Origin of the sequence: Pseudomonas sp. R3-57, from assembly GCF_051132065.1 — a bacterium.
GTDB lineage: Bacteria > Pseudomonadota > Gammaproteobacteria > Pseudomonadales > Pseudomonadaceae > Aquipseudomonas.
In genome coordinates this window covers 2754912-2774463 of record NZ_CP071655.1, presented here as the reverse complement: position 1 = coordinate 2774463, position 19552 = coordinate 2754912, and the positions used below count along the sequence as shown (strand labels likewise).

Sequence of the window (19552 nt, the reverse complement as noted above, 5' to 3'; positions counted from 1 at the left end):
CGGCGGTTTATTTGAAACGCAAGGTTCGCTGCGAGGTCAGCACATGCTCCAACTGCGGCTCGACCACCGCGCAGTGCACCGCCAGCACCCGCGCCTGCTCCCACTCAAGGTCGGGGCGTAACCATTCCAGCGCATCCTGCGCCGCGAACGCCAGCAACCGCTGGCGTTTCATCTCGCGATCCTCATGGGTCACCAGCGCAAGCCCTTCGCACCCGTTGAACGTGCTGCCGACCTGGGCCAGCGCCGCAAGAAACATGGGCGCTGGCTGACGCGACGTGGTGTAAGCCAGATTACGTGAGTGCACGCTCATCCCGGCATCCAGAGGCTCGTACCAGCCCTCGACGGCGACGAGCATGCGCCCGTCACGCTTGACCCGGTTGAACACTTTCGAGCGCATCACCAGGTGCAGCGGCAAATGCGTGAGCGGCGGCAACGTCCCGCTCGACCAGGACGGCGACCAGCCCCAGCGTACCGGCAGGCACTCGAGGGTTGTGCCGCGATGGCGAATGCCGGTGACCTGCATGCCCGGTTTGATCAGATCGCCGCGCCCGCTGTGTCGATGATCGGCGTCAGCGCTACTGTTGGTCGCAACGCCCAGCACTTCGATACGGGAAATCTTTCCTTCGAGAAAGCACGACGCCAGTTTCTGCGGGGCGGCGTGTTGAACAATGTACTCACACATTACGACGACACTCCTGACACTCGATCCGAAAACACCTACCGGGCCGCCTCAGCGGCGGCCCATCAACCGCTTGATGTTCATCCAGTCCTCGTAAGCGGCCCTGCGCCTGGCATCGGCCAGCGCTTTTGCTTCAGTGAAACGCAACCAGACATCGGCATTCTCGTCCCCCGTCTGGATGAGCTTGTAGGCGATCTCGTCGAGCAGGTCTGCCTCCCTGAACAACGCGGTATTGCGGGCGATGGCTTCATCCCATTGGGTGGGCGGGTCGGGGTCCGGGTCTGACAGGGGTCTGGTCATATCGCAAGATCCTCATCCCAGGTCACCGGCTTCGAGGCCCGCCATTGCACGTCGGTCACGCCGAACCGCTCCGCCATCGGTTTGGAAAAACGCTTCAAGGGAGGCCTTCCGGGCTTGGGGATCGGGGTCAACCCCGCGTCACAACTGGCCCACTGCCAGGCTTCCGCGTTGTTCATCAGTTTCGTCCTGATAATGAACGACTTGGGCTTGCCGTGGAGTTGGTAGTTGATCACATACAATTCTGCTTGGCTCATGAGGCTCTCCTGTTGTTACTAAACAGGGATGTTTCACGCGCGGAGAAATTCAGAGAATTTGACTGGATTTCGATATACGTTTCAAAGCCCTGAAAATTAGCTATACAGAGCCACCAAATCTGTACAAGTCGAGCGTAATGTTTTTTTAACAGCCAAATGAAAGGCAACTAACGATCCCTTGCCTGAAAACTTTGCGATGCAATTGCAGCGTGCAAACCTGATCGTGTTTGCGTTCGCCCTGTCATTTCCGTGTCATTGCGCGCAAAACCTCGTCTCATGCAGTCGCAGGCAAGAAAGTTGTACTGACGTGCAAATAAACCCTGATCTTCCGATCCTCAATAATTAATAAGCGAAGCGCTTTTCGCGCGGTTTTTTATACAAAACCAGCGAAGCCTGTGCGAAGGTTGAATTGGCCTATCGAGCCGTAACAGGAGAGTGCGAGATGGATGACGACGATCAACAGCATACTTGTACAAGATGCAGCAGGCTGTACAAAAGCCCCCAGCAAGCGGAACGCTACAAGGCGGGCGCGGGCCATGCCGGGCTGTGCGGGCGATGCATCAAGCTGCAACAAGAGCAGGCCATTGATGAAGGCCTCGCGCTCTGCGCCGCGAAGATGATGCTGATCGACAGCCAGTTCAAAACACCGCCGAAGCGCTAGTTTGATGTCTGCCGCACCCGCATCTTATGGACGATCGTTGCAGTGCGCGCAGATCAACTGACTATGGCGGTCAGCAAAACCAGTTACATATCAAAAAAGTGGCAGATTGATATTAACTTTTCGCTGCTTTGAAAGAAGTGACCGTTAGTCAGATGAACTTCAAGAAAAAACGAAACAACTCCAGCCAGTGCGATCCCAATAGCAGACCTGCCAAAAGCAGGTCGCTCACGAGTACCCTCCTTAATTGCCCGTACCCTGTACGGGCTTTTTTATCATGTTCTTTACATGCTGTTTTTGTTTAAAGCCCTAACTTCAGAACCCTGACCATTGTTAACATCCATCCCGCTAAAGCCCAGCGGTACGTTGTTCGGCATACAGGCGGCACGCCTCGCCAAAGGCGTGAAATATCTTCAGATATTCTGGATGCGACAGCACCTGCCATTCAGGATGCCACTGCACGCCCAAAGCAAATCCCTTGCTGCCCTCAACAGATAACGCCTCGATCAAACCGTCCTCCGCCACCGCCTCAACACGCAACCCCTCAGCCACCCGCGCGATGCCCTGGGCGTGCACAGAATTGACCTTGATCACGCCCTCAAGCCCAAGCCCCGCCAGAACGCCGCCCGGTTGCACCGTCACGTCGTGGGTCTTGGCGTACTGCTCTTCGATGGATTCATCACTGGGCGGTTCATGCTCCGGGCCAGGCTCATCCAGCTGCTGATGCAAGGTCCCGCCGAAGGCCACATTGAGCTCCTGCAACCCACGACACAAACCGAGCACCGGCACCCCCGCAGCAATCGCCACCCGCAACAACGGCAGCGTCAGATGATCCCGCGCCGGATCATGCTCAGTCCCCGGCGGACTCGGCGGCCCGCCGTAATGAAACGGCTCGATATTCGACGGCGCACCGGTGAACAGCAAACCATCGACACTCGCGACGATCTGCTCAGGATCAAGCAGATCAGGGAACATCGGCAAAATCAGCGGCAGCCCACCGGCCGCACTGGCCACCGCACGCGAATTCTTGTCGTCATTCATCTGCACCGCATGCGGACCGATCTTCCAGCAACTGGCCGTGACCGCAATGACAGGTAATCGAGACATACACTCCCCCCGGGATTTGGTTGTTGGCGTTTCGCCTGGAATTTTTGAGTTCGGGGTTGGGGTGGGCGTTCAGTTGGTTTTATGGGCGCGGTCATTGCCTGCCTGAAAATCAAAAGATCAAGATCAAAAGCCCCTCACCCTAGCCTTCTCCCGAAGGGAGAGGGGACTGACAGTGGTGGGTGGAAGAGGTACGCCGACCTGCGACACCGAGTCGAATGCAAGTCTCGAAGCCAACCAAAATCGGCTCCCTCTCCAGGGGGAGAGGGCTGGGGTGAGGGGTAGCCACGACGCAAATACAAAGCCGTGCGCCGCTTCTCACCACTCAATAGGCCGAGTGTCAGCTCGCCTGCTTTTGATCTTGATCCACCGGCGACGTCGGAAGGCTGAGCGCAGGGATTGATCCGGGCGTGGGAGCGCAGCGACCGTACGACGAAGTCGTACACAGCGGAAGGAGGTGCAGCGCAGCAAACCGTAGCCGCTGCGCCCGGATCGATCCCGCAGCGAAGGGACCCGAGCCTGCGAGGGCCGTACGTAGGAGCAAGCCTTTTTGGGTACTTTTTCGGCGTTTGGAAAAAGTGCCTCGCCGTAAGGGCGAAACCGCCAGCCGCAGCCCCCGCAGCAACGGATATGCACTCAAAACGACCTTTCATCCCACCACCGAAAAACCCAGTGGAACCGCAAACGCCAGCCGTTCTTCTATCGCAAACACACCCGATGGAGAACCGCAACATGACCGACCATCCACTGATAGCCACCCACACACGAAACGACACCGGCCAGCGCGGCGCAATGAGCAGCGCCGAACGCGCCCTGTCCCTCACCGCCGGCGGCGCCCTGCTCTTGCACGGCTGGCGCACCGGCGGTCTCGCCGGCGCACTGGAAATCGTCGCCGGCGCATACGGCGTATGGCGCGGCGCCGCCGGCCACTGCCGCTTGAAACAGGCCCTCACCCCTACCCCGTTCGAACAACAATTCAGCCGCGAACACCACTGGCCGATCAGCGAAGCGATCACCCGCAGCGTGACGATCAACCGCCCGCTGGAAGAAGTCCGCGACTTCATCGCCCGCGTCGAAAACATCGGGCCGTTGCTGCGCTGGGTCGACAGCGTCGAACAACTGAGCCCCGACACCACCTGCTGGACGCTGCGCGCACCCGCCGGTCGCAAACTGCAAACGACGCTGATCCGCCAGCCCGCCGAAGACCCGAACACCCTGCACTGGCAAACCCCGGACCAATCCAACTGGCAACACGACATTTCCCTGTCGTTGACCCCCGCCCCCGCCAACCGTGGCACCCAGGTCAAAGCCGTGGTCGTGTGCAAACCGGCGATGGGCAAACTCGGTTACGCCTTCGCTCGCGCAATCAGCCTGTTCAGCGACAAAGCCCTGCTCAACGGTTTACAAGCAGTCAAACAGCAGATGGAAACCGGCGAAGTCAGCAACAACCGCATGCGCCCTGAAGGCGACGATGATTTCTTTTATGTCCACGGCGACAGCGGCCATGCCGCGGCCAGCCAGCCACCGGTGAAAACCGGCGTGGCGATTGAAGGGGGGATTCACTGATGCGCGCACTCACCTGGCAAGCACCCAACCATCTGCAAGTCGACAACGTCCCCGATCCGTCGATTCTCAACCCGCGCGATGCGATCATCCGCGTCACGATGTCCTCGGTTTGCGGCTCCGATCTGCACCTGCTCGGCGGTTACGTTCCGGCGATGAAACCGGGAGACATCATCGGCCATGAATTCATGGGCGAAATCGTTGAAGTCGGCCCCGGCGTCAATGGCCTGCGCAAGGGCGACAAGGTCATCACCATTTCGATCATCGGCTGCGGCAATTGCGAGCCGTGTCAGCGCAGCGATTTTTCCTGCTGCGACAACTCCAACCCCAACCCGTCGGTGACCGACCTCGCCTACGGCCAACCGTGCTGCGGGATCATCGGCTACAGCCACGCGTTCGGCGGCTACCCCGGCAGCCACGCCACCTACGTGCGCGTGCCCTACGCCGACGTCAACCTGTTCAAGGTGCCCGAAGGCGTGCGCGACGAGCAGGCGCTGTTCGTCTCCGATGCCGCGCCCACCGGTTATTTCGCCGCCGACAACGCCGACATTCAACCGGGCGAAACGGTCGCAGTCTGGGGCTGCGGCGGCGTCGGGCTCATGGCGATCTGCAGCGCTTATCTGCTCGGCGCCGAACGGGTCATTGCGATCGATCGTTACCCCGAGCGACTGCGCCTTGCCGAAGAACGCTGCAACGCCATTCCGATCAATTACGAGCAGACCAACGTTCACGAAGCGCTGCTGGAACTGACCGGCGGGCGCGGGCCGGACCGCTGCATCGATTGCGTCGGCATGGAAGCTCACGGCACGGAAATCGACTACGCCTACGACAAGACCAAACAGATGCTGCGCCTGCACACCGAACGCGGCACCGTGCTGCGCCAGGCCATTCGCGCCTGTCGCAAGGGCGGCACGGTGTCGGTGGTCGGGGTGTATGGCGGGTTGCTGGACAAATTCCCGATGGGCGCGATCGTCAACAAGGCGCTGACGGTGCGCTCCGGGCAACAGCCGGGGCAACGCTACGCACCGACGTTGTTCGAGCACATTCAGAAAGGCGAACTCGATCCGTCGTGGCTGCTGACCCATCCGATGAGCCTGGAGGACGGCGCCGAAGGCTATCGGATGTTCAAGGAGAAAACCGATCAGTGCATTCGCGCCGTGTTCAAGCCGTGAAGGTTGCAACGCCGCTGACGCCGGTTGCCGGCGGCAGCGGCGCTGTCATTCATTCTCATGGCCGTGTGCGTCGGCACAGGACAATCGCCCCGACTCGCCGCCGGCGATGCGTTCTGCCTGATCGATGCCGCGCTTGAGCGCGTCTTCGACTTCCCATTCGATACCGGGCAATTTTCTGATTCGCTCGTAGGCGCATTCGCCGGTCGCCGTGTAGACGCTGATAAACATTTCCACGTCGCCGTCATCCGCCTCGCGTGCCCGCACCTCGATGTGACAACCGTTTTCGACTTCTTCCGTGTGGCACTTTTCTGCCCTCTCCGTGGCCTTCCATTTGCTGTAGGTTTCGCCGCGTTTGAACATGTCGTACTCCTGATCTGAATCCGCTTATTCAAAGACCCAGGCTGTCGCTGGATGATTCCCGAATTTGCCAAAGGTCATTTCCAGCATAGTCCGCCAGTTCTGCCCCGCCGTTTCGCTAGTTCAACCGTTCGTCAGGTTCAGTAACATTTTGTCAAACCAATGCCCAAGGGTTTATTCAAAAAATCGTGGCTCACATGAACCACTGTTACAGCCGCCTGAATATTGATGCAGGCAACTTCGCTGCGCTTTAAACAAACGCAGCGGCAATACCTCAACTCATTGTTTTACTCAGGTGCGTCGCAGTTCCGCCACAGGACGAGGATCGGCGTTTATACAGGAGCATGTATGAAGCGAATCATTGGGTATGGCCTGACCTATCTCGCTACCAGCGTTGTTCTCGCCGGTTGCAACTTGATCGTGTTCAACCCCAAGGGCCAGGTGGCCAAGGACGAACGCGACCTGATCATCCTCGCGACCGGCCTGATGCTGCTGGTGGTGATTCCGGTCATCGTGATGACTTTCCTGTTCGCCTGGCGCTATCGCGCCACCAACAAAAAAGCCCGCTATTCGCCGCGCTGGGCCAGCTCGCACAAGATCGAAGCGGTGGTCTGGGGCGTGCCGTTCCTGATTATCTGCGTGCTCGGCTGGGTCACTTGGGAAACCACGCACGCGCTGGACCCTTACCGACCGCTCGACTCCGATGTCCCGCCGGTGAACGTGCAGGTGGTCGCCACGGACTGGAAATGGTTGTTCATTTACCCGGATCTGGGTATTGCTTCGGTCAATGAACTGGCACTGCCGGTCAATACGCCGGTAAGTTTCACCGTCACTTCCGACGCGGCCATGACTTCGTTCTTTATTCCGGCTCTCGGCGGGCAGATATATGCCATGGCGGGCATGCAGACCAAGTTGCATTTGATCGCCAATGAGGCCGGCCAATATCGCGGAATCGCCGCCAACTATAATGGCCACGGCTTCTCCGACATGCACTTCAACACCCTGGCATTGAATGGCGCCGACTATGATGCGTGGGTAAACAAGGTCAGGAACACCCCCCAGCAACTTGATCAGAACAGTTATGCCGAACTGGCGAAGCCTTCGGTTGCGCACCCGATTACTTATTACTCGAAAGTTCAGGAGCGACTGTTCCTGAATATCGTCGACAAGTACGAAGGCATGAACAAGGCACCGCGCCCCACGGGTAGCCAGGTGCAACGCAACAGCGACGACAAGCGCGTCGATCAACAACCGAGTCTGCTGGCCGAGGAGCGTTAACAATGTTCGGGAAACTTTCATGGGACGCGGTTCCCTTACACGAGCCGATTGTCATGTATACCCTGGCCATCGTTGGCCTGATGGGTTTTGCCCTGGTCGGCACCGTCACCTGGAAGCGCAAGTGGGGGTACCTCTGGCGCGAGTGGTTCACCTCGGTCGATCACAAGAAAATCGGCTGCATGTACATCATCGTCGCCCTGGTCATGCTGCTGCGCGGCTTTTCCGACGCGATCATGATGCGCACCCAGCAGGCCATGGCCTCGAGTGGCGGGCCGGGTTATTTGCCGCCGGAACACTACGACCAGATCTTCACCGCCCACGGCGTGATCATGATTTTCTTCATGGCCATGCCATTCGTGGTCGGCCTGATGAACATCGTCGTGCCGTTGCAGATTGGCGCGCGCGATGTGGCCTATCCGTTTCTCAATGCGCTGAGTTTCTGGCTGTTCGTGGTCGGTGCGGCGCTGGTCAATATCTCGCTGGGCGTCGGTGAATTCGCCCGCACCGGCTGGGTCGCCTACCCGCCCCTGTCCGAACTCGGCTACAGCCCCGGGGTGGGCGTCGATTACTACATCTGGTCATTACAGATATCCGGGATAGGCACGTTACTCACCGGGGTCAACTTCTTCGTGACCATTCTGAAAATGCGCACCGAAGGCATGACCCTGTTCAAGATGCCGGTGTTCACCTGGAACGCCCTGTGCACCTCGGTGCTGATCCTCGCTGCGTTCCCGATCCTCACCGCGACCCTGCTGATGCTCACCCTCGACCGCTATCTGGGCATGCACTTCTTCACCAACGAGGCCGGCGGCAACCCGATGATGTACGTCAACCTCATCTGGGCCTGGGGTCACCCGGAGGTGTACATCCTGATTCTGCCGGCCTTCGGGATCTTTTCCGAAATCGCCGCGACCTTCAGCAGCAAACGCCTGTTCGGTTACGTGTCGCTGGTGTGGGCAACGATTGCGATCACCATCCTGTCGTTCATCGTCTGGCTGCACCACTTCTTCACCATGGGCGCCGGGGCCAACGTCAATGCGTTCTTCGGCATCATGACGATGATTATCGCGGTGCCGACCGGGGTGAAAATCTTCACCTGGCTGTTCACCATGTACCGCGGGCGGGTGCGCTTCGAAACGCCGATGTTGTGGACGCTGGGCTTTATCGTCACGTTCAGCATCGGCGGCATGACCGGCGTGCTGCTGGCGGTGCCCGGCGCGGACTTCCTGTTGCATAACAGCCTGTTTTTGATCGCGCACTTCCATAACGTGATCATCGGCGGCGCGGTGTTCGGCTACATGGCCGGGCTGACCTACTGGTTTCCGAAAGCCTTCGGCTTCCGCCTCAACGACCGGCTCGGGCGCATCGCCTTCTGGTGCTGGCTGATCGGTTTCTACTTCGCCTTCATGCCGTCCTACGTGCTCGGTTTCATGGGCATGACCCGACGCCTCAACCACTTCGACAACCCGGCCTGGCAACCGTGGCTGCTGCTAGAACTGGTCGGCGTCGGCATCATTCTTTGCGGCGTGTCCGCGCAGGCGCTGCAGCTGTATGTGAGCATCCGCAACCGCGCCAAATACCGCGACCTCACCGGCGACCCGTGGGATGGCCGCACACTGGAATGGGCCACGGCCTCGCCGCCACCGTTCTACAACTTTGCCGAGCAGCCGAAAGTCAACGATCTGGACGCTTACTGGGGCATGAAAGAGCGCGGCGTCAGCACCCTGAGCCACACCGATTACCGCGCCATCCACATGCCACGCAATACCTCGGCCGGTCTGGTGATCAGCATTTTCGCGCTGATCTGCAGCTTCGCCCTGGTCTGGCATATCTGGTGGCTGGCGATCTTCGGCCTGGTGGCTTCGGTGGTTGCCATGGTCGTGCGCAGTTATGACGAAGACATCGACTATTTCGTCCCCGCGCAGGAAGTGGCGCGGATCGAAAAAGCACGTCTCAAAGACCTGGCGGAGGCTTGATCATGTCCAATATCGTCCTGGAAAAAGACATCGCTCACAGCCATGAGCAAGGCCACGAAGATGCCGGTTCCATGCGAGTGTTCGGTTTCTGGATCTACCTGATGACCGACTGCATCCTCTTCGCGACGCTGTTCGCCGGCTACGCCGTGCTGCGTGACAGCGTCGCCGGAGGGCCGTCGACCGTCGATATTTTCGAGTTGCCCTACGTCCTCGCCGAAACCGCCCTGCTGCTGCTCAGCAGCATCACCTACGGCTACGCCATGTTGGCGATGAACCGCAACGACAAGGCCCATGTGCTGCGCTGGCTGGCGGTGACCTTCGTGCTGGGCTGCGGCTTCATCGCGATGGAAATCAACGAATTCCATCACCTCATCGCACAAGGCTACGGCCCGGATCGCAGCGGCTTTCTCACCGCGTTTTTCACCCTGGTCGGCACCCACGGCGCGCACGTGCTCAGCGGCTTGGTGTGGATGGCGATTCTGATGGCGCAGGTCAGCAGCCGCGGCCTGACCAACACCAACACCACACGCCTGAGTTGCCTGAGCCTGTTCTGGCACTTCCTCGATGTCGTGTGGATTTGCGTGTTTACCGTGGTTTATCTGTTGGGGGTGGTGTGACATGTATAACCAAAGTCAGGTTCACAGCAGTGCCGGGACCAGCCACGGCAGCAGCCGTACGTACATGGTCGGCTTCATCATTTCGGTGGTCCTTACCGTGATTCCGTTCGGTCTGGTGATGTTTCCGACCTTGCCGCGCAGCGTCACCGCGTGGGTGGTGGTGGCGCTCGGCGTGGTGCAGGTCTTCGCCCACCTGAAATATTTCCTCCATCTGGACACGGCCTCGGAACAGCGCTGGAACCTCATCGCGCTGATATTTTCCGCCGTCATCATTCTTCTGCTGGTTGGGCTTTCACTATGGATCATGGACAGCATTCACCACAACATGCTGGCGCACTGAGGCAATGGAGGGTACCGCTCAACGTCGGCATTGAACTGACCAAACCGGGGATCATCTTCGGCAATCTGGCATCGGTACTCGGTGGTTACCTGCTCGCGGTGGCCGGCCGGCCTTTGTCGCTCGCGCATCTGCTGGCCACCGTGCTCGGTACCGCGTTGATCATTGCTTGCGGTTGCGTGATCAATAACTGCGTGGATCGCGATATCGACCGGCGCATGGTCCGCACCTGTCATCGGGCGCTGGCGATCCGTGCGGTATCGGTGCCGGCAGCGCTGACTTACGCGGGTGTACTGGGATTGCTCGGTTTTGCTTTGCTCTGGCGCGGCACAACACTGGTGGCGTGTGCGCTGGCGGCGATTGGCTTGATCATCTATGCAGGCGTTTATACCTGCCTGATGAAGCGCCGCTCGCACTGGGGCACGCTGGTCGGCAGCCTGTCCGGCGCCATGCCGCCGGTGATCGGTTATGGCGCGGTGACCGGCAGTTTCGACGCCACCGCGCTGTTGCTGGTCATCGTGTTCTGCTGCTGGCAGATGCCGCATTCCCATGCGATCACCGTCATGCGCCATGAAGATTTTCGTGCTGCCGGCCTGCCAACCCTGACGCTGAGTCAGGCGCGGCGCGAGATCGTTTTGTACATGCTTGCGTTCCTTATCAGCGCCGCCGTGCTGGGCTGGGTGGCGAATCTCAACGTGTCGTATGCGCTGGTAATTATCGGTCTGGGTGGCTACTGGTTTTATGTCGCTCTGCGGCGAATCAGCACCCGCACATCGAAAGCCTGGGCACGACGGCTCTTTGTGGTGTCGATTCTGCTGATTCTGGCGTTGAACCTGTCGTTGGCGCTGAACGCGGTACTGCCGTCATTCAGCGTTTAGCCAGCGCGTAGCGACCGCTCATCGGTCCTGAAGAAATCCGTTCAAACCCTGTCGCGTTGCCGGTTATCAGAATTTATGAACGCAACAACCATCAGCAACCGGGAGGCCCACATGGCAAACGACACCTCAACATCGCAATGCGCCTGCTCTGGATGCACCTGCAGTGCCGATAACACCGTCGAGCGCGACGGCAAACGCTATTGCAGCCAGGCTTGCGCCGACCTTCACCCCAATGGCCAGCCCTGCCCGTCGAGCAGTTGCCACTGCGAGCAAAATCTGGGGCACAGTGAGCGCAACGTCAGTGATTCAAAACTGGACGAAGCGGTGGAAGAAACCTTTCCCGCCAGCGATCCGATTTCACCGTAACGCGCAGGCCTGTTTTTTAACCGCTGGAGAGATTGAAATGGACGAGGAAACCATCCGCAAAACCGCCTATCGCCTTTGGGAAGAGCAAGGCCGGCCGCACGGGCAGGATTTCGATCACTGGTTCCAGGCCCGCGCCGAGCTCGATGCGTTCGACTCCGACGGCTTGCCCGGCTCGGTCGCCAGCAGCGTAGCGCCGCCGGCACCGCGGAAAAACAGCAAAGAGGCGCCCGCCACCACGGCGAGCAAAACCCGCAAGAAAACCTCAACCGCAGCGAAATGACCCGCATGCCGTCGCCAATCCTGACCAGGCGCTGAAGCTTTGCAGCGCGGCGCTAACCTGGTGGCGGCGGCGTTCGCCCTCACAGCGTTGTCCTATGGCCTGGCACGGTTTGCCTACGGCCTGTTGCTGCCGCAGATTCGTCAGGAGCTGGCGCTCAGCGTCTCGGTGGCCGGATGGATCGGCGGCAGCGCCTTCGCGGCCTATTGCGTGGGCATCGTTGCCACATTCATTAGCAATGGAAAAATCAGCCCGCGCGGGCTCACGGTGATCGCCGGTGCCGCCGCTGCGCTGGGCATGGGTTTGATGGTTTTTGCCCAGTCAGGCCTGGCGCTGGGCTGTGGCGTGGCGCTCGCCGGATTGAGCACCGGCCTGACTTCACCGCCGCTGGCCAGCGCGGTGGCGGCACGCTTTGCCGAGGCGCAGCGCGCTCGGGCCAACGGTTTCATCAATGCCGGCACTGCCGCCGGCATCGTTTTTTCCGGTTTGGCCGTGGTTGTCGCCGCAGGGCAATGGCGGCAGTTGTATGCGCTGTTCGCAATGATGGGCGTCGGCATTACGCTGTGGCTGTGGTTTGCCGTACCGCGCCGTGGCGAAGACTCAATCACGGGCAACTTCTCCTTGGCCCTGCTGCGCCGCGCCGGTGTGTTGCCGCTGTGTTGCAGCGCCTTTTTGATGGGGCTGGCGAGCACGGCGATCTGGACGTTCGGCGCCGACATTCTGCGCGCTGAAGCCGGTTTCTCTGATCGGTCGATTGCCTGGGCGTGGATATTGCTCGGCGCGGCGGGCATCAGTGGCTGCACCACCGGCGTGCTGACCGGTCGTTTTGGTGTTGCGCGCATGCATCGATTGGCCCTCGCAGGGATCGCTGCCGGCACGCTGGGGCTGGCGGCGGCTTCGGTTTCCGCGGTTTATGGGCTCGCGGCGATGTGTCTGTTTGGCGCGGCTTATATCGTCTCGTCCGGCGTGTATCTGATTCAGGGGATCAACCTGTTTCCGGATCGTCCGGATCTGGGGCTGGGCATTCCGTTTCTGGTCCTGGCGCTGGGGCAAACCGCCGGCACGCCGTTGTTTGGCGCGGTGCTGGAGACCGCCGGGGTGATCGTCGCCCTGTGCGCGTTTGCCTTGGCTGCAGGCGTGGCGATGCTGCCGAGAGCAAGCGTCGCAAAGCATCCGATCAAGCAGCCGGTTGGAGAATTTCCAGCAGAAAATCGATGAACACGTTGATCCGGCTCGAACCGCGGTGGTTGGGCAGGTACAGCGCGTTGATGCAGCTACTGGCAGTGCCGGGATTGACCTGATATTGCTCGAGCACGCGCACCAGCCGCCCGGCGGCGACATCGTCGCGCACCAGCCAGTCAGCCAGCAGCGTCACCCCGCCACCGTCGATCGCGGCTTCGCGAAGGATGTCGGCATTGTTGCTTTGCAGGCGCCCGTGCACGTTGAGCTGGATGGATTCGTCGTCGCCCTGAAAGGTCCAGTGCTGATGCGTGCCGGCGTAATCGAAGCGCAGGCATTGATGGTCGAGCAGGTCGCGCGGGTGACACAGCTCGGCACTCTGCGCCAGGTACTCGGGGCTGGCGACGACCCAGCGCTGGAACTGCCCGACGCGTTTGCTGACGATGTCCTCGCTGACCACTGAGGAGCCGAGGCGCACCGAGACGTCGATCTGTTCGCTGAGCAGATCGCTGACCTGATCACTCAGCGACAGGCTGATTTCCAGGCCCGGATGGCGCGCCAGGAAGCGGCTCAGGTGCGGCGCGATGAGGCGCCGGCCGAACTCCACCGGCACGCTGATGCGCAGCCGCCCTTGCGCCTCGCTGCCACGGTCGGCGACCACCGCGTCGGCTTCGTCGATGGCCTCGAGAATCGCCACGGCCTTGTCGAAGTAGGTCTGCCCGGCCACCGTCACGCTGGTGTTGCGCGTGGTGCGATTGAGCAGGCTCGCGCCCAGCTCGTGTTCCAGCCCCGCCACCTGCCGGGTCACCGAAGACGTCGAGATCCCGAGTTTGCGCGCCGCTGAGGAATAGCCCCCGCAGCGCACGGTTTCGACAAACATCTTCAAGGCCAGCAACTTGTCCATCAGCGGGGTCCGGTCGGAAAGGAACGGCGCTGATTGTGCATCACCGTTCGCTTGCCGTCTTGTATCGCCGTGCTTGGCTGCAGCGGCCGCGTACTCAGGCATCGGCTTTGTGGCTCAGGAAAAGCCCCAGCGCCAGGGCCGGCAGCAACGCTACCGCAACCGCAGACAAGTTCCAGCCGAAGTGCTCGTAGAGCGGGCTGGCGACCAGCGAACCGAGGGCGCCGCCGACGAAAATGCTGGTCATGTACACCGCATTGAGGCGCGCACGGCTGTGCGGGTCGATCGCGTAAACCTCACGCTGGCCTAGGACCAGATTCAACTGCACGGCAAAGTCCAGCAGCACCGCACACACCACCAGCCACAAGTAACTGCTGCTCGGCAGTGCAGCGATCAGCAGCGAAACAGGAGCCAACAACAACGCCACCAGCGTGCCGCGCCGTGCATGCCCGGCATCGGCCAGGCGACCGGCAATCGGTGCAGCAATCGCCCCGACCGCGCCAACCAGGGCGAAGATCGCCACTTGCGCCTGACTGAAGCCGTGATGACGCATCAGTTCGATCGGCGCCAGGGTCCAGAACAGGCTGAAGCTGGCGAAGAGCAACCCCTGATACAACGAACGCTGACGCAACAGCGCATGCTGGCGCGCCAAGGCAAATACCGAACCGATCAACGCCGTGTACGTGGCTTTATGGCTCGGTACGCGGCGTGGCAGCGCAACGGCGGTGATCAGTGCAATGACCGCCATCAACCCGGCAGCGCTGAAAAACACCCCGCGCCAGCCGAACACTTCGACCAACAGACTCGACAGTGGCCGCGACAACAAAATCCCCAGCAACAGGCCACTCATGATGTTGCCGACCACCCGGCCGCGCGTGGCTTCAGGCGCCAGATGCGCGGCCAGCGGCACGAGGATCTGCACCGCCACCGAAGTCAGGCCGATCAGCAGGGAAAACACCAGGAACATCGACGGCGAATGGGTCAGGCCGGCGCACAACAGCGTGACACTCGCGGCGAGCGTGAAACCGACCACCAGACGGCGGTTTTCCATCAGGTCGGCCAGCGGCACCAGTAACAGCAGGCCCAGGGCATAACCGAACTGGGTCAGCGAGACGATCAGGCTGGCATTCGCGCTGGAGAGGCCGATTTGCGGGGCGATCAATTCGACGATGGGCTGCGCGTAATAAAGGTTGGCCACGACCGCGCCGCAGCAGAACGCGAGGAACGCGACCATCAGGCCGGAGAGTGAAGCGGGTTGCTCGGCCTTGGCCGTAGCGGCGGGATTGCCGGTGAGCATGGTGACACCTCATTGCGTCTGGAAAAGGTGAGCCAAGGCTACGGCCAGCACCGGGCCGCGAGAATCACTGCGCCGGGCAACGCAGTGATGCGTGTGGCGCAACGGCACACGGCGTTGCTTGTGACGCAACGCGCTGTTGCGCCAAGCGCGGATTCTCCGCCGCGCGAGTGTTCTCTAGGCTTTGTCCGAGGCGCAAACGTCGGCGCCCTTCCCGGTCGCCACAAGGAGCTTCGCATGACTCGCCATTCCCTCCCCCCGCTGTTGTGCCCTTTGCCGGGGTCGTGCTGATGAACCTGTCCTGGCTGAGATCCCGTAACTTCTGGATCGTTGTTGCGCTGCTGGCGGCGATGGCGCTGATCGCCGCCGTGCTGTTGATGTGGCGCCCGGCGATTGCGCCAATCGAGCGCCCTCCGAGATTCGATACGGCGCAGATCCAGCGCGGTGGGCGGGTCGTCGAAGCTGGCGATTGCGCGGTCTGCCATACCCGCCCCGGCGGTGAATATCTGGCCGGTGGGCTGCCGCTGGTAACGCCGTTCGGCACCCTGTACAGCACCAACATCACCCCGGATGCACAGACCGGTATCGGCCAATGGTCGCTGCCGGCCTTCGAACGGGCGATGCGCCAGGGCATCGCCCGTGACGGGCATTTCCTCTACCCGGCGTTTCCCTACGTGCACTACCGGCGCATGAACGCCGACGACATCGCCGATGCCTACGCCTACCTGATGAGCGGCCCCGCCGTGCAGGCACCGGCGCGGCAGAACCAGATGAATTTCCCGATGAACATTCGTCCGCTGGTGTCGTTCTGGAACCTGCTGTTTCTCCACGGCGAACCGTTGACGCCACTGGCCGAGCGCAGCGCGGCGTGGAACCGTGGACGTTATCTGGTCGACGGGCCGGGGCACTGCGCCGGCTGCCATTCGCCGCTGAACCTGATCGGCGCGGAAAAATCCTCCAAGTATCTGCAGGGCGGCAGTGTTGACGGCTGGGACGCTCCGGCGCTGGTCGGTCTGGGGCAACGGGCGAATCCGTGGAACCGCGAGCAGCTGGTCGATTATCTGCGTGCCGACGTGGTCGCCGGTCACGGTACTGCGGCTGGCCCGATGCGCCCGGTCAGCCTAGGTCTGGCGCGTCTGCCGGCCAGCGAAGCCGATGCGATTGCCGAGTACCTGCTGAGCCTGGAGCAGCCGCCGACCGTTACCGAAACCACGGCGCCAACGCCGGTCGACCCCGCCTCCACTGCCCAAGGCGCACTGCTGTTTAGCAGTGCCTGCGCCGGCTGCCATGGCCGCGCCGCGCCGATGCGCGAAATCGACGGGCGTCCGCCACTGGACAGCACCTCGGCGCTGCACGCGGCCAGTTCGCGCAATTTCCTCAAGACCGTAATCGAAGGCCTGCCGGCCACGCCCGGTTCGCCGGGCCCGCAAATGCCCGGGTTCGCCGCCAGCCTCGACAACTCGCAACTCGCCGCACTGGCCGTGTATCTGCGCCAGCAGGTGCGCCCCGACCAGCCCTGGGCAGACCTCTCTTCCACTATTGAAGCGTTACGTCAGGAGGCCAAATGAGCCAGATCACCCTCAACGTCAACGGCGCAGCCCAGGCATTGGAGCTGGAACCGGACATGCCGCTGCTGTACGCGCTGCGCAATCATCTGGGCCTGAATGGCGCCAAGTACGGCTGTGGTCTGGGTCAGTGCGGTGCCTGCACAGTGATCGTCGATGACCAACCAGTGTTTGCCTGCCTGACGCCCTGCGCAGGTCTGCAAGGCAAGCAGATCCGCACCGTGGAAAGCCTCGGCAACGCGGAGAAACCCGGCCCGCTGCAAGCGGCCTTCATCGAAAAACAAGCGGCGCAATGCGGCTACTGCATCGCCGGCATGCTGATGCGTGCGCAAGCGCTGCTCGAGCAAAATCCTCACTCGGATGAGCAAACCATTCGCGAACACATGGCCGCCAATCTGTGCCGCTGTGGCACACATCTGCGCATCATCGAAGCGATCAGCCTGGTCGCCGGGCAACACGGGAGCCGGCCATGAGCGAATCAACCGGCCTGAATCCCAGCCGTCGGGCATTCTTGCGCGGCGGCGCATTGCTGATGGCCTTCACCCTGGTGCCGATGGCGCGGCGGGCGCTGGCCGATACCGAAGTCGACACGCTCGGCACCGTGGTGCTGGCCCCGGATCTGCCGGGCAGCCTGCGCACCAATCCCTACCTCGACGCGTGGATTCGCATCGGCGCCGACGGCATCACCGTGTACACCGGCAAGGTCGAGTTGGGCACCGGAGTAAAAACCGCGTTGCTGCAAATTGCCGCCGAGCGCCTGCAAGTGCCGGCCAGTGCGATCAACCTGCTCACCGCCGACACCGCGCTGACACCCAACGAAGGCTACACCGCCGGCAGTCACAGCATCTTCGACAGCGGCACCGCGCTGTTCAATGCCGCCGCGCAAGTACGTGAGATGCTGGTGGACTCCGCCGCACGCCGCTGGCAGGTCGACCCGGCGCAGCTGACCACCGCTGATGCGATGATCGAAGGGCCGGCCGGGCAACGCATGAGTTACGCCGAAGCGGTCAGCAACGTCGATGTGCACCAATACGCCAAGGCGCAATCGCCGAGCCTGCCAACGGCGGATTTCAAGCTGATCGGGCATTCGCTGCCGCGTCTGGACATTCCGGCAAAGGTCAGCGGCGGTGCCGCGTTCGTCCAGGACATGCGCTTGCCCGGCATGCTCCACGCGCGGGTGATTCGCCCGCCGCGTCCGGGTTGCACGCTGGAGGCGTTCGATGTCCCGGCCATCGAAGCGTTGGCCGGGGTGGTCAAGGTGATCCGTGACGGCAATTATCTCGCCGTGCTTGCCCGTGACGAATGGCGAGCGATCAAGGCCATGCGCAGCGCCAGCGAGGTCGCGCGCTGGCGGGGTGGCGACGCAATTCCCGAGGCCGAAAATATCCATGCCTTGCTCAAGCGCCTGCCTTCGCGGCGCTATCCGATCAGCAACAATGGTGACGTGAATACCGCCGGTGAAACGCGTTTCAAGGCGCGGGTGACCAAGCAGTATCTGATGCACGGCTCGATCGGTCCGTCCTGCGCCGTGGCCTGGTTCAAGGACGGCGTGCTGACGGTGTGGACCCATACCCAAGGCGTCTATCCGCTGCGCGCCGGCATCGCCGAAATGCTGCGTCTGCCGCCGGAGCGGGTGCGCTGCATCCACAGCGAGGGCTCCGGCTGTTACGGCCACAACGGTGCCGACGATGCCGCCGCCGACGCCGCGTTGATTGCCATGCGCGTACCCGGCACGCCGGTACGCGTGCAGTGGATGCGCGAGCAGGAAAATCTCTGGGAACCGTACAGCTCGGCGATGGTGGCCGAAGTAGACGTCGGCCTGGCGAACAATCGCCTGCAGGACTGGAACTACGAGTTGTGGACCACCCCGCACAACGAGCGCATCGTCAATGCCGGGCGCCTGTTGCCGGCGCGTCTGTTGGCGCAGCCGTTCGCCTCGGCGCCCTCGGTGCCGATCGCCCAGCCCGAAGGCGACGGCGACCGCAACGCCGTGCCGCTGTATGAACTCGGCGCGACGCGGATCAATATGAACTTCGTCACGACCATGCCGTTTCGCACCTCGGCGATGCGCTCGCTCGGCGCGCACATCAATATTTTCGCCATCGAAGCGAGCATTGATGAACTGGCAAACAAATCCGGCCTCGATCCGGTAGCCCTGCGCCTGGCGCATCTCACCGACCCGCGTGCGCGTGCGGTGATCGAGCGGGTGCGAGATGCCATCGACTGGCCGCATAAAAACTCCGAGCCCGGCGCCGGCATCGGTTTCGCCTTCGCTCGCTATAAAAACATCATGGGTTACTGCGCCCTCGCCATGCGCCTGCGCGTGCATCCGCAAACCGGCGAAGTGCGCATGGAGCATGTGGTGACGGCGGTGGATGTCGGCCAGATCGTCAGCCCCGACGGCCTGCGCAATCAGGTCGAGGGCGGCATCGTGCAGTCGGCGAGCTGGACGCTGTACGAGAAAGTCGCCTACGACGCCGGCGGCATTCGCAGTTACGACTGGAGCGGCTACCCGATCCTGCGCTTCACGCAACTGCCGAAAAAAGTCGACGTGCATTTGCTCGACCAGCCCGGCGAACCGTTCCTCGGCGCCGCCGAAATTGTCCAGGGGCCGATGGCCGCTGCGCTCGGCAATGCCGTCGCCAATGCCACCGGCCGGCGCTGGCTGAACCTGCCGCTGAGCCGTTCGACCCAACCCTCCTGAGCACCGCCCGCGTTCATCGCCAATGAACGCGGGCGCCGTTGCGCCAGGCGCAAAACAGCGTAGCGCCGCCCACCGATTATCACCCCCGCCCGG

General features: G+C 61.8%; 21 protein-coding genes. 14 read left to right on the top strand and 7 right to left on the bottom strand.

Annotation, left to right across the window (positions count from 1 at the left end; all coding sequences use genetic code 11):
- Window positions 1-7: 7 nt before the first annotated feature.
- The 3 genes from J3P93_RS12635 to J3P93_RS12625 are packed head-to-tail and all read right to left on the bottom strand — an operon-like array spanning window position 8 to window position 1233.
- Window positions 8-682: an SOS response-associated peptidase family protein gene (locus J3P93_RS12635; protein ID WP_434597859.1), complete on the bottom strand. Its 675-nt coding sequence runs from the start codon at window positions 680-682 to the stop codon at window positions 8-10.
- 48 nt (window positions 683-730) lie between these two features.
- Window positions 731-979 carry a hypothetical protein gene (locus J3P93_RS12630; RefSeq protein WP_093101937.1) on the bottom strand — a complete coding sequence of 83 codons (249 nt, stop codon included), beginning with the start codon at window positions 977-979 and terminating at the stop codon, window positions 731-733.
- Window positions 976-1233 (bottom strand): DUF6555 family protein, encoded by a 258-nt coding sequence (locus J3P93_RS12625; RefSeq protein ID WP_434597857.1) that lies wholly within the window; start codon window positions 1231-1233, stop codon window positions 976-978. The genes J3P93_RS12630 and J3P93_RS12625 overlap by 4 nt, the downstream gene beginning before the upstream one ends.
- Window positions 1234-1675: 442 nt before the next feature.
- Here J3P93_RS12625 and J3P93_RS12620 point away from each other — a divergent pair, with 442 nt between their 5' ends.
- Window positions 1676-1894, top strand: coding sequence for a hypothetical protein (locus J3P93_RS12620; protein WP_332766885.1), 219 nt, complete (start codon window positions 1676-1678; stop codon window positions 1892-1894).
- 345 nt (window positions 1895-2239) lie between these two features.
- On the opposite strand, the gene J3P93_RS12615 is transcribed toward J3P93_RS12620, so the two are convergent.
- Window positions 2240-2998, bottom strand: a complete 759-nt coding sequence (locus tag J3P93_RS12615) for a gamma-glutamyl-gamma-aminobutyrate hydrolase family protein (protein WP_434597854.1) — start codon at window positions 2996-2998, stop codon at window positions 2240-2242.
- A gap of 729 nt (window positions 2999-3727) precedes the next feature.
- Between J3P93_RS12615 and J3P93_RS12610 the strand changes: the two genes are divergently transcribed.
- Both J3P93_RS12610 and J3P93_RS12605 read left to right on the top strand, forming a co-directional pair.
- Window positions 3728-4561 carry an SRPBCC family protein gene (locus J3P93_RS12610; RefSeq protein WP_434597852.1) on the top strand — a complete coding sequence of 278 codons (834 nt, stop codon included), beginning with the start codon at window positions 3728-3730 and terminating at the stop codon, window positions 4559-4561.
- Window positions 4561-5730: a zinc-dependent alcohol dehydrogenase gene (locus tag J3P93_RS12605; protein ID WP_203421868.1), complete on the top strand. Its 1170-nt coding sequence runs from the start codon at window positions 4561-4563 to the stop codon at window positions 5728-5730. Before J3P93_RS12610 ends, J3P93_RS12605 begins: the two co-directional genes overlap by 1 nt.
- Window positions 5731-5775: 45 nt before the next feature.
- Here J3P93_RS12605 and J3P93_RS12600 read toward each other — a convergent pair whose 3' ends face one another.
- Window positions 5776-6090 (bottom strand): hypothetical protein, encoded by a 315-nt coding sequence (locus tag J3P93_RS12600; RefSeq protein WP_203421867.1) that lies wholly within the window; start codon window positions 6088-6090, stop codon window positions 5776-5778.
- Window positions 6091-6435: 345 nt separating this feature from the next.
- Here J3P93_RS12600 and cyoA point away from each other — a divergent pair, with 345 nt between their 5' ends.
- The 8 genes from cyoA to J3P93_RS12560 all read left to right on the top strand — a co-directional run bounded on the left by cyoA (window position 6436) and on the right by J3P93_RS12560 (window position 13034).
- Window positions 6436-7365, top strand: coding sequence for a ubiquinol oxidase subunit II (gene cyoA / locus J3P93_RS12595; protein WP_434597850.1), 930 nt, complete (start codon window positions 6436-6438; stop codon window positions 7363-7365).
- A 2-nt stretch (window positions 7366-7367) separates the two neighbouring features.
- Window positions 7368-9341 (top strand): cytochrome o ubiquinol oxidase subunit I, encoded by a 1974-nt coding sequence (gene cyoB / locus J3P93_RS12590; protein ID WP_203421865.1) that lies wholly within the window; start codon window positions 7368-7370, stop codon window positions 9339-9341.
- Window positions 9342-9343: 2 nt separating this feature from the next.
- Window positions 9344-9958, top strand: a complete 615-nt coding sequence (locus tag J3P93_RS12585) for a cytochrome o ubiquinol oxidase subunit III (RefSeq protein ID WP_093101946.1) — start codon at window positions 9344-9346, stop codon at window positions 9956-9958.
- A 1-nt stretch (window position 9959) separates the two neighbouring features.
- A complete protein-coding gene (cyoD, locus tag J3P93_RS12580) occupies window positions 9960-10298 on the top strand; it encodes a cytochrome o ubiquinol oxidase subunit IV (protein WP_203421864.1) in 339 nt (112 codons plus the stop codon).
- The gene (cyoE, locus tag J3P93_RS12575; protein WP_434597847.1) at window positions 10256-11173 is read left to right on the top strand and encodes a heme o synthase; all 918 of its coding nucleotides are present in this window, start codon (window positions 10256-10258) and stop codon (window positions 11171-11173) included. Before cyoD ends, cyoE begins: the two co-directional genes overlap by 43 nt.
- A gap of 111 nt (window positions 11174-11284) precedes the next feature.
- Complete coding sequence (locus J3P93_RS12570) at window positions 11285-11539, top strand: metallothionein (protein ID WP_434597845.1); 255 nt, start codon at window positions 11285-11287, stop codon at window positions 11537-11539.
- 37 nt (window positions 11540-11576) lie between these two features.
- Window positions 11577-11819, top strand: a complete 243-nt coding sequence (locus J3P93_RS12565; RefSeq protein WP_434597843.1) for a DUF2934 domain-containing protein — start codon at window positions 11577-11579, stop codon at window positions 11817-11819.
- A 39-nt stretch (window positions 11820-11858) separates the two neighbouring features.
- Window positions 11859-13034, top strand: coding sequence for an MFS transporter (locus J3P93_RS12560; RefSeq protein ID WP_434597841.1), 1176 nt, complete (start codon window positions 11859-11861; stop codon window positions 13032-13034).
- Here J3P93_RS12560 and J3P93_RS12555 read toward each other — a convergent pair.
- Together J3P93_RS12555 and J3P93_RS12550 are read right to left on the bottom strand one after the other, a co-directional pair.
- The gene (locus J3P93_RS12555) at window positions 12994-13899 is read right to left on the bottom strand and encodes a LysR family transcriptional regulator (protein WP_434597839.1); all 906 of its coding nucleotides are present in this window, start codon (window positions 13897-13899) and stop codon (window positions 12994-12996) included. The two genes, J3P93_RS12560 and J3P93_RS12555, sit on opposite strands and share 41 nt — an antisense overlap.
- Before the next feature lie 94 nt (window positions 13900-13993).
- Complete coding sequence (locus tag J3P93_RS12550) at window positions 13994-15193, bottom strand: MFS transporter (RefSeq protein WP_434597837.1); 1200 nt, start codon at window positions 15191-15193, stop codon at window positions 13994-13996.
- Between the two features lie 287 nt (window positions 15194-15480).
- Between J3P93_RS12550 and J3P93_RS12545 the strand changes: the two genes are divergently transcribed.
- Genes J3P93_RS12545 through J3P93_RS12535 form a run of 3 tightly spaced genes read left to right on the top strand, consistent with a single transcriptional unit; the run spans window position 15481 to window position 19459 of the window.
- A complete protein-coding gene (locus J3P93_RS12545; RefSeq protein ID WP_434597835.1) occupies window positions 15481-16758 on the top strand; it encodes a c-type cytochrome in 1278 nt (425 codons plus the stop codon).
- Window positions 16755-17228 (top strand): (2Fe-2S)-binding protein, encoded by a 474-nt coding sequence (locus J3P93_RS12540; RefSeq protein WP_434597833.1) that lies wholly within the window; start codon window positions 16755-16757, stop codon window positions 17226-17228. The genes J3P93_RS12545 and J3P93_RS12540 overlap by 4 nt, the downstream gene beginning before the upstream one ends.
- Complete coding sequence (locus J3P93_RS12535; protein WP_434597830.1) at window positions 17225-19459, top strand: molybdopterin cofactor-binding domain-containing protein; 2235 nt, start codon at window positions 17225-17227, stop codon at window positions 19457-19459. The genes J3P93_RS12540 and J3P93_RS12535 overlap by 4 nt, the downstream gene beginning before the upstream one ends.
- Window positions 19460-19552: the final 93 nt, after the last annotated feature.

What these genes read in the sequence shown, in the direction of transcription:
- J3P93_RS12635 (WP_434597859.1), bottom strand. Translation starts at nt 682, where the DNA reads ATGTGTGAGTACATTGTTCAACACGCCGCCCCGCAGAAACTGGCGTCG.
- J3P93_RS12630 (WP_093101937.1), bottom strand. Translation starts at nt 979, where the DNA reads ATGACCAGACCCCTGTCAGACCCGGACCCCGACCCGCCCACCCAATGG.
- J3P93_RS12625 (WP_434597857.1), bottom strand. Translation starts at nt 1,233, where the DNA reads ATGAGCCAAGCAGAATTGTATGTGATCAACTACCAACTCCACGGCAAG.
- J3P93_RS12620 (WP_332766885.1), top strand. Translation starts at nt 1,676, where the DNA reads ATGGATGACGACGATCAACAGCATACTTGTACAAGATGCAGCAGGCTG.
- J3P93_RS12615 (WP_434597854.1), bottom strand. Translation starts at nt 2,998, where the DNA reads ATGTCTCGATTACCTGTCATTGCGGTCACGGCCAGTTGCTGGAAGATC.
- J3P93_RS12610 (WP_434597852.1), top strand. Translation starts at nt 3,728, where the DNA reads ATGACCGACCATCCACTGATAGCCACCCACACACGAAACGACACCGGC.
- J3P93_RS12605 (WP_203421868.1), top strand. Translation starts at nt 4,561, where the DNA reads ATGCGCGCACTCACCTGGCAAGCACCCAACCATCTGCAAGTCGACAAC.
- J3P93_RS12600 (WP_203421867.1), bottom strand. Translation starts at nt 6,090, where the DNA reads ATGTTCAAACGCGGCGAAACCTACAGCAAATGGAAGGCCACGGAGAGG.
- cyoA (WP_434597850.1), top strand. Translation starts at nt 6,436, where the DNA reads ATGAAGCGAATCATTGGGTATGGCCTGACCTATCTCGCTACCAGCGTT.
- cyoB (WP_203421865.1), top strand. Translation starts at nt 7,368, where the DNA reads ATGTTCGGGAAACTTTCATGGGACGCGGTTCCCTTACACGAGCCGATT.
- J3P93_RS12585 (WP_093101946.1), top strand. Translation starts at nt 9,344, where the DNA reads ATGTCCAATATCGTCCTGGAAAAAGACATCGCTCACAGCCATGAGCAA.
- cyoD (WP_203421864.1), top strand. Translation starts at nt 9,960, where the DNA reads ATGTATAACCAAAGTCAGGTTCACAGCAGTGCCGGGACCAGCCACGGC.
- cyoE (WP_434597847.1), top strand. Translation starts at nt 10,256, where the DNA reads ATGGATCATGGACAGCATTCACCACAACATGCTGGCGCACTGAGGCAA.
- J3P93_RS12570 (WP_434597845.1), top strand. Translation starts at nt 11,285, where the DNA reads ATGGCAAACGACACCTCAACATCGCAATGCGCCTGCTCTGGATGCACC.
- J3P93_RS12565 (WP_434597843.1), top strand. Translation starts at nt 11,577, where the DNA reads ATGGACGAGGAAACCATCCGCAAAACCGCCTATCGCCTTTGGGAAGAG.
- J3P93_RS12555 (WP_434597839.1), bottom strand. Translation starts at nt 13,899, where the DNA reads ATGGACAAGTTGCTGGCCTTGAAGATGTTTGTCGAAACCGTGCGCTGC.
- J3P93_RS12550 (WP_434597837.1), bottom strand. Translation starts at nt 15,193, where the DNA reads ATGCTCACCGGCAATCCCGCCGCTACGGCCAAGGCCGAGCAACCCGCT.
- J3P93_RS12545 (WP_434597835.1), top strand. Translation starts at nt 15,481, where the DNA reads ATGAACCTGTCCTGGCTGAGATCCCGTAACTTCTGGATCGTTGTTGCG.
- J3P93_RS12540 (WP_434597833.1), top strand. Translation starts at nt 16,755, where the DNA reads ATGAGCCAGATCACCCTCAACGTCAACGGCGCAGCCCAGGCATTGGAG.
- J3P93_RS12535 (WP_434597830.1), top strand. Translation starts at nt 17,225, where the DNA reads ATGAGCGAATCAACCGGCCTGAATCCCAGCCGTCGGGCATTCTTGCGC.